Below are 2,302 nucleotides of genomic sequence, written 5' to 3'. Positions count from 1 at the left end.
CTGAGCCCGTCAGCCATGAGCCGCGCCCTGGCGCGGCTGCGCCACACCACCGGCGACCCGCTGCTGGTGCGCGCCGGACGCGGGCTGGTGCCCACGCCGCGCGCGCAGGAACTGCGCGGCACAGTCCATGGGCTGGTGCAGGATGTGGAAGCGGTACTGCGTCCGGCAACGCAGCCTGACCTGGCGCGGCTGACGCGCACCTTCACGCTACGCGCCAGCGACGGTTTCGTCGAGAATTTCGGGTCTCGCCTGCTTGCGCGCACCGCCCGGGAAGCCCCCGGCGTGCGGCTGCGCTTTGTACAGAAGACCGACAAGGACAGTGCCCCGCTGCGCGACGGCGACGTCGATCTGGAAACCGGTGTGGTCGGCGACGCGGCCAGCCCGGAACTGCGCACGCGCGCACTGTTTGAAGATCGGTTCGTCGGGGTGGTGCGCAAGGGGCATCCGCTGGCGGTCGGCAAAGTCACGCTTGCCCGCTATGCCAAGGCGCGCCACATCCAGGTATCGCGGCGCAACCGGGACAGCGGGCCCGTTGATGCGGCATTGGCCGCCGCAGGGCGCGAACGCAGCATCGCCACCAGCGTGAGCGGCTTTTCGGCCGCGCTGGCGCTGGCGCGCGGCTCAGACCTGATCGCTACCGTACCCGCGCGGCACACGGGCAGCCTGCGCACCGGCATGCACACTTTCACGCTGCCCTTTGCGATGCCGCCCTTCACCGTGTCCATGCTGTGGCATCCGCGCATGGACGCGGACGCCGCGCATCGCTGGCTACGCGGCTGCCTGCTGGACGCCGTCCAGCACGACACCGCGCGATAACGTTCGCTACTTCGCGGCGCTGGCGGCCAGCGCGTCAAACGCCTTGTCCAAGCTGGCCAGCGACTGGTTGATGTGATCGCGGCGGTCCTTGATCCATTTTCCTTGCGCCGCCAGCTGTTCGCGCGCGGCCTTCAGCATGCGTTCCATTTCCGCGGGTTGCGGGCCGCCGATGGTCGCGCGGTTCTTCACGATGGCCACGGGGTCCAGCGTGGCGCGGAACTCGGCTTCGCTCATGGGCAGCTCGTTGCCGTATTTGGAATCCTTCATCGCGTCGGCGTAGATGCGGCGCGCCTGGTCGTACGGAAAATCCAAGGGCTTGATGTTGTTGGTCTTGGCGTAGCTGACCACTTCGGACGCAAAGTGATGGCCATCGCGGAACGGCAGCTTGTACTTGCGCATCAGCACGTCGGCCAGTTCCTGCGACGCCGTCCAGTCGCTGTTCAACTCTTCCAGCGCGCGGTCGGGGCTGATGACCATGGCGCGTAGCACGCGGTCCCAGCGCTTGAGCGCCGACATGCCGCTATCGACCATCGCTGAATTCTGCTTCACGTCTTTCGGGTCGCTCATGCCGGGCGTGATGTTGTGCGTCTGGATCACGGGTCCCATCGCCAGCGTGATGGCGGTGGACGCGTCGCTGCGCGTGTCGTTCAACAAACCGGGGTTGCGCTTTTGCGGCATGGCGCTGGACACGTAGGTATTGCCGCCGCCCTCTTCCAGCAGGATCCACGGGCGCGACTGCGCGTACTGCGTCATGACGTCTTCAACAAAATTGCCCGTGCGCAGCGCGATGCTGGTCACGATAGACGCCACCTCCACCGGCTGGTCCATCGACGAAATCTGCGACGCGTCATACGCGTTGTCCACCAGCGCTTCAAAGCCCAGGTATTGCGCCATGCGCTTGCGGTCCAGCGGCCAGCTGGTGCCGTTCAGCACCGTGGTGCCCATCGGCGAACGGTCAATGCGGGCATAGGCCTCGCGAATGCGTTCTGCGTCGCGCGCCAGTCCGGCGGCCTGGCCCAGCAGGTAGTGCCCATAGCTGTTGGGCTGCGCGGCCACGCCATTGGTGTAGTTCGGCACGACGGTGCCGGCATGCTTGGCCGCCAGTTCAACCAGCGTGGTGGACGTCTTGTTCAACTGGTCCGCCAGGTCCAGCAGCTTGTCTCGCAGGATGGCGCTGCGGTAGGTCGCGTGCATGTCCTGGCTGGAGCGGCCGGCGTGCAGCAAGGTGATGTCTTCGCCCGCCGCCTTGATCAGCAGCGGTTCGAAGGTGATGACGGTGGCGGGGCGCTTGGCGCCCGGCTGGTTACCGTCGTTGATGACCTTGGCCACGCCTGCCGCCAGGCGCGGCGCCATGGCCTTGTCCAACAAGCCTTCGTCGGTGTTGATGACGGTGGTGGCCTTGTTGATTTCTCCCAGCCAGAAGAAGGGGTCGCGCGGGGTCGCGGCGGCGGCCGGGGCGGATGCAGCGGCAGGGGCGGTGCCGCCG

Annotated in this window: 2 protein-coding genes; one reads left to right on the top strand and one right to left on the bottom strand. The window is 67.1% G+C overall.

Annotated features, from left to right (window positions below; genetic code table 11):
* The coding region (locus ACNPP0_RS24245) for a LysR family transcriptional regulator (protein ID WP_448707233.1) at window positions 1–816 on the top strand (816 nt) is incomplete at its 5' end.
* A 6-nt stretch (window positions 817–822) separates the two neighbouring features.
* Here ACNPP0_RS24245 and ACNPP0_RS24240 read toward each other — a convergent pair.
* Window positions 823–2,302: argininosuccinate lyase (locus tag ACNPP0_RS24240; protein WP_448707232.1), on the bottom strand; the 1,480-nt coding region annotated here is incomplete at its 5' end.

It is taken from the genome of Achromobacter semiaridum (assembly GCF_053543755.1).
This window is presented reverse-complemented; position numbering and strand designations above follow the sequence as displayed.